At 69.3% G+C, this 6,168-nt stretch carries 5 protein-coding genes; 2 read left to right on the top strand and 3 right to left on the bottom strand.

All coding sequences use genetic code 11. The features are described 5' to 3' along the window. The 3 genes from AB1609_13950 to AB1609_13940 form a co-directional block, all read right to left on the bottom strand. A partial coding sequence (locus AB1609_13950) for an RnfABCDGE type electron transport complex subunit D (GenBank protein MEW6047563.1) occupies window positions 1–1,502 on the bottom strand: 1,502 nt, incomplete at its 3' end. After that, window positions 1,502–2,878: a 4Fe-4S dicluster domain-containing protein gene (locus tag AB1609_13945; protein MEW6047562.1), complete on the bottom strand. Its 1,377-nt coding sequence runs from the start codon at window positions 2,876–2,878 to the stop codon at window positions 1,502–1,504. The genes AB1609_13950 and AB1609_13945, both read right to left, overlap by 1 nt. A 314-nt stretch (window positions 2,879–3,192) precedes the next feature. Next, window positions 3,193–3,654, bottom strand: coding sequence for a small multi-drug export protein (locus tag AB1609_13940; GenBank protein ID MEW6047561.1), 462 nt, complete (start codon window positions 3,652–3,654; stop codon window positions 3,193–3,195). A gap of 173 nt (window positions 3,655–3,827) precedes the next feature. Between AB1609_13940 and AB1609_13935 the strand changes: the two genes are divergently transcribed. Beyond that, the gene (locus tag AB1609_13935) at window positions 3,828–5,261 is read left to right on the top strand and encodes an MFS transporter (GenBank protein ID MEW6047560.1); all 1,434 of its coding nucleotides are present in this window, start codon (window positions 3,828–3,830) and stop codon (window positions 5,259–5,261) included. Window positions 5,262–5,290: 29 nt separating this feature from the next. Next, entirely contained in the window at window positions 5,291–5,938 is a 648-nt protein-coding gene (locus tag AB1609_13930) for a hemolysin III family protein (GenBank protein ID MEW6047559.1), read from the top strand. Window positions 5,939–6,168: the final 230 nt, after the last annotated feature.

Below are 6,168 nucleotides of genomic sequence, written 5' to 3'. Positions count from 1 at the left end.
ATGTCGGCGACAGCCATGGACGAGACGGTGGCGCCCGAGACGCCCTGGATGTCCTCGCCCGGCATGAAGGCGTCGCCGATGGACTTGCCTTCGAACTGCGACAGGAACCATCGCTCCTCAATGCGGGCGCCGAGGCCGGCCGTCTCGGACTGCTTGAGCACCCGAACCCCGGTCACTCGGTCGTTCTCCACGTCGACGCCCACCGCCAGCCGGATCACGCCGTGATAGCCGTCTCCCTCAGCGAAGGCGGCCATCCCCACCCGCTGCCCCTGCGCGTCCCTCGCCTCGTAGACGGGGATGCCGTTTACGTCGGCGACCTTCTCGAACGAGGCCGCCTGGGGCATCACGCCCTTCAGACCCACCTCGACCTCGCGCTCTTGTTGCTGGCTGGCGATGAGGGGTGCGGTCGCGTGGTGAAACGTCGCCAGAAGGACCCCGGCGGCCGAGCTGACCAGCACCAGGACCAGGGCCGACCGGAGGTCTCGAACCCATTCGGCGCCCGTCGCTACCTTCAACGGCCTCGCCTCCTGTATCCGCTGACGCCGGCGCCGGCGCTGCCAGACCGAGAGCCGGTTGAGCAGAGGGGTCAGCGCGTTCATGACCAGAACGGCGAAGGCAGCCCCCTCCAGGTAGGAACCCGATGTCCGCAGCACAACCAGCAGCGCTCCGACGCCGGCTCCGAACAGGAACCGCCCGCCGCCCGCCACCGGCGTCGTGACGGGGTCGTTGAGGAAGAACGCGACCGTCAGGGGCGCAAGGCCGGCCACCCAGTGGTAAACGGGGCTCCACCCAACGACGAACGCGACTGCGGCGCTGCCGAGGAAGAAGCCCCCGGCGGTCTCCCACCGCCCCAATCTCCAGCCCAGCACCAGCGCCGCCGCGGCGTAGACGGCAAGGGGTGATGCGGCGGCCAAAGGCCCGGGCCCTGCGTGCCACAACAGCGGCACGTAGTCTGGAACCACCGCTCCTTCCCGCGCCAGCGCCAGAACCGGGGGGGCATCGGTGGCGCCGGCCGAGACGGCCGCCGCAAAGCTGCTCAAGAGGAAGACGTGCCCTATGAGGGCGGGGTTGAACAGGTTGTGTCCCAGCCCACCAAAGACGTGTTTGCCAAGCGCAATGGCCACAACAGCGCCCAGCACGGCCATCCACGTGGGAATGGAAGCCGGCAGGGTCAGGGCCAGGAGGATGCCGCTCAGGGCGGCACCGGTGATGGCCGTCTCCTGCAGCGCCCGTCCCCGGGCTCGCTCGCAGGCCATTTCGGTCAGTCCTGCTGCCAGCGCCGTTGCGCCCAGTACCCGCGCGGCATCGAGGCCCCAGACGGCCACCGCTGCCCCTGCCGGCACGAGGGCGGCGAGCAGCGCCTGGCGCAGCAGGCCGGCTGCCGACGGCTCCGGGGCGTGGACGTGGGGGGCAGGCTGGATCAAGAGGGCCGGCGCGGCCGGCTCAGCGGAGGCCTGTACCGGCCCCGCGCGTGCCCGGGATCGGCTCATCGCCGTAGACATCACGCATCGGCCCCCTTTGCGTCCTCGCGGCCCCCAGCCGGCTTTCGCCGGCCGTACCTGGCCAGGCGGATCCACTGGAGCAGGGGGCGATACGAGGGGCAGACGTACGCACAGGCACCGCATTCCACGCAGTCCGCGGCCCCGAGCGCCCGGGCCTCCGCCATCTGCCCGGCAGCAGCGGCCCGCGCGATGTAAAGGGGCATGAGAGCAGCAGGGCAGACCTCCACGCAGCGCCCGCAGCGAATGCACGGCGACTCGGGCCGGAACCGCACGGCCGGGCGGATGACGCTGACCGCCGGAAGCGACTTGGTGACGGGCGTCTGGAGGTCAGCCAGCGCGTCCCCCAGAAGAGGCCCGCCCGCCAGCACCAGAAGGGTTGTCCAACCGTTCGGTAAACCGTCCGTGCCCTGGCGGTCCGTGACGGCGTCCAGAAGCGAGGCGATGGGCGTGCCTAGAGAGGCTCGCACCGCTTTTATCTTGCCCGAAATCGACCGAACCGTAATCAGCCGTTCGGTCAGCGGCTCGCCGTCGAGCAGGGCAGCGCCCACCGCCACCGCCGTTCCCGCCGGCTCGACGAGCACCGCCGGATTCTTCGCCAACCGTGCCTGCGCTAGCGCCTCCCGGGCAAGCAGCACCGGAGCCCACATCCAGTCGAGGTTGCGCAGGTGCACGATGCGCAGGCTGTCCAGCACGCTGTCGCTGAGTTCAGGGTGGCTCAAGGTCTGTGTGATGTCGGCGTCCGCGACCGATCCCCGTTCCACGACCACGAGGGCCTCGCTTGCCTCGGCGGCCCGCTTCAACGCGGCAGCGCCCAGAAGCAGCCGCAGCGGTTCCGCCGCCGCCTCCAGCGTTCCGCTGGGAAGTCCGGGCTCGCAGCCCACCGCGTTGATGACCAGCACCCCGCCCCTCAGGCCGCCCTCCAGACGGGCGTTGAGGCCGGGCCCGCCGTCCTGCGGCGCGCCCGTCACACCTGCCTGGCGAATGAAGCGGCGCAGTTCGTCGGCGGGCCAGGCAGCGGGGTCATGGGGATCCCAGATGCGGGTCAGCGGCTCTGCCCGTTCGCCCAGGCCGTCGGTCTCGATGGTGACCGCCGCCGCCACATCCCCGGATGGGCCGACGATCGGCTGTACGTCGACGACCTTTCCCGAGACGGGGCTGTGAAGGGGCACCACGATCGAGCCGGTCGGGAGCGGGTGCAGGCCGAACAGCATCTGGCCGGCGACGACCCGGTCACCCTTCTTGACCAGGAGTTCCCCTGACGGCGCCGGGCCCTGTGCCTGCGGCAGAACGAAGCGGGCCGGGAAGACGGCAGCGGCAGGCGCCGCAGGGGAAGATGCAACGGCGGGATCAGAACGGGCAACAGACCAGCGTTTCAAAGCCGTTAGCCGCCCGCGGGCCCCAGGCCCTGCCGGTGAAGCGGGCCGGACGGGCGGCTCCCCTCCTTCCGTGAACGGCAGCCCTGCAACCTGGCACACCCGCAGCCCCGCGGCCGTCGAGCCCCTGCGAAGCAGTAGTTGGTCGTACTTGGGTTCACTTTCACAAGTGATCCCATCAAAATACGGCTCGCCAAAGCCGCATCTGCCTGTCAAATTCGCTCATCGGCGCCAGAAAGGCCCTATCCGCGGTTCAGTTTCGCGCAACACTTCGGTTAGATCAAGGCAAGAACGCCCCGACCCGCGCGGGACTGCGGCTAAAGAAGGCGGATGCCGGTGATGACACCGGTGCTCAACAGCGTCACAACCACCCCGGCCGCCAGCACTCCCGCTGCCACCGCCGCAAAGGCCCGGCCGGGCGGGATGCCCATCAGGAACGCCAGCACCGTACCCGAATAAGCCCCGGTGCCCGGCAGCGGGATGGCGACGAAGAGGGCCAGGCCCACGGTCCCGTACTTTTCGATGAGCGACTGCCCCCTGTGCCGGACACCCTCGACCAGTGCCCGGACGAACGTCCGCTTGAGCCACCGCTCATAAGCAAGCGCGAGGATGGCCCACGTCGGGAGGAAGATGAGCGCGTTGGCGGCGGTCGCGACGGCGAAGACCCACCACCAGGGGAGGTTCCACGCCAGTCCCAGGGGGATGCTCCCGCGCAGCTCGATCCACGGGATAAGTGTCAGGCTGACCAGGGCGGCCCAGCGCGTGATTTCTGCTTGCACCGGGGAAGGCGGCCCCCTTCCGCGAGTCCGCACGAAGCACCGCTATACGTTACGCCCGTGGCCCCCACCTTCCGGACACTGACCGGAAGGGTTTGGACCGCCCGCTTCGAACCTCTGGCGGGTACGCCGCGCCACTCAGGAGAGAGCGGCAGGGTTAAGGGAGCAAAGCCGTCTTGCCGCCCCCCATACAACGTCCCCTCAAGCAGCTATCCGTCCGCCGGCCAGGCACGAGCGCCGGCGCAGCAGCCAGCATGGTTTCCGGCCCGCCGGTGAGCGCCGGGCTTACCGGGCGCCTGACCGCCGCGCTGGGCATGGGACGCCCGGAGGACGTGCCGGGGGTCCTCTGGCTGCTCGCGCTCGGCGGGCTCATCCAGACGTTTGGAGCATCGTTCGTGTGGCCCATCAACACGGTGTACATCCACTTCGTGCTGAAGGCGCCGCTGACGGTGGCCGGGCTGGTCCTCATGCTCAACTCGGGTGCCGCCCTGGCCGGGCAGCTCGTGGGCGGCGCTGCCTTCGACCGAGTGGGTGCCCGCAGGGTCATACTGGCCGGGCTGTTCACGGTGGCTGCCATGATGACCGCCATCGCCTTCGTGCGGGTCTGGCCCGTGTACGTAGCGGCCATGATCCTCAGCGGTTTTGCCTGGGGCGTCATGGATCCCGCCACGAACGCCCTGGTCGCCAGGGCGTGGCCGCAGGGAGGGCGGCGGGGCTTCAACTTCCTGTACGTGGCGCGCAACGCCGGGGTGGCGCTTGGCACGGCGTTCGGTGGCCTGGTCGCGCAGGTGTCGTTCAGCCTCTCCTTCTTGAGCAATGCAGCCGCAGCGCTTATTTACGGCGTCATGGTCTGGCGCCGACTGCCGGCCCGCGTCGAGCCTCCGCCGCAGCCCGGGGACGGCGGCGCGGCAAGTGTGCCGGAAGCCGCCGGGCAGCAGCCGGCCAGAACCCCGCTGGCAGAGGGCACAGAGGGGCCCCCCGGGGCAGGGCTGGCTGCTCCGCCGGCCCGACAGGCTGCCGCTCTGCCGGCCATCGTGGCGGTAGCCCTGGTCATGCTCGGGGTGGCTCTCGTCTGGATGGCTTACAGCCAGTGGCAGGCCGTCATCTCGGTCTACATGCGGAAGCTGGGTTACCCGCTGGCCTCTTACAGCATCCTGTGGACGCTCAACGGCCTGCTCATCGTGGCCGGGCAGCCGCTGCTCACGGCGGTGGTGCGGCGCTGGATCCCGGGCCTCACCGGGCAGATGGTGGGCGGCGCGTTGCTGTTCACCCTGGCCTTCGTGCTGGTCTGGCGGCACCCTCGCTACGAGGGGTTCGTGTTGGGCATGGCGGTGCTGACACTGGGCGAGATGCTGCTCTTCCCTGCGCTGCCCGCTGCCGTGGCCCGGGTGGCGCCGGCCGGAAGGCAGGGGTTGTACCAGGGAATCCTGGGCGGGTCGGTTTCGGCCGGGCGCATGTTGGGACCCGTCGGTGGCGGAGCCATGTACGACCGGTGGTCGCCGGCGGGCGTGCTGGCGGCGGCATCCGCAGCGTGTCTGACCGCCACGGGCTGTTTTTGGTTTTATCGGGCGGCCGCGCGCCGTGCCTCTCGCGCCGGCAAAGCCATGTAGCGAAACCCCCCGGAGGTGTGGTGACGTCCGTGCGTCTTCGCGAGCCGGTGAACGGCCTGACCCATGCGGCGGGAGCGCTGTTATCGGTAGCAGCGCTTGTCGTACTGGTACGTGCCGCCGAGGCCCAGGGCACTGTCTGGCACACCGTCGGGTTTGCCCTCTTCGGTGTGAGCCTCATCCTGCTCTACTCGGCGAGCGCGCTGTACCATCTGCTGCCGCTGTCGGCGCGGGGCACGGCAGCGCTGCGCCGCGTCGACCACGCGATGATTTACGTGTTGATAGCCGGGACCTACAGCCCGATCTGCCTGGTGCCCCTGAGGGGGCCGTGGGGATGGGCGCTGTTCGCTCTCGTGTGGGGGCTTGCCGTGGCAGGTATCCTTCTGAAAGTCTTCTGGTTTGGCACCCCGCGATGGCTGACGGTGTTGTTCTACCTCGGCATGGGCTGGATCGTCGTTTTGGTGCTCCCCCTGCTCCTGCGCGCCGTGCCCCCCGGGGCGCTTGCCTGGATCGGGCTCGGCGGGGTCTTCTACACGTCGGGCGCCATTGTCTACGCGCTCAAGCGGCCAAACCTCCTGCCCAACCACTTCGGGTTTCACGAACTTTTCCACGTCCTGGTCATGGCGGGAAGCTTCAGCCACTTCTGGGTGATGTGGGGATACATCGCTTCAATGCGATAAAACTCTTTGGGAGGCACAGAGCGTATATAGGCCCTTGCCGGGGAAGCCCGATCCTGGTAGCATGTGGGGTGATCAGAGGAGGTAAAAAGCGTTTTTAGTGCCGCCTAAACACGGTTCCCCGCCACCCGGCGACCCGCTGCCCGATGCAGCCCAAGCGATGACCACGACGGGAGCGACGAGGGGGTGCCCCGCGGACAGAACACCTGCCCGGCCGAGCGGGGAAGCGGCCG

Source organism: Bacillota bacterium (assembly GCA_040754675.1).
Classification (GTDB): domain Bacteria; phylum Bacillota; class Limnochordia; order Limnochordales; family Geochordaceae; genus Geochorda.
This window is presented reverse-complemented; position numbering and strand designations above follow the sequence as displayed.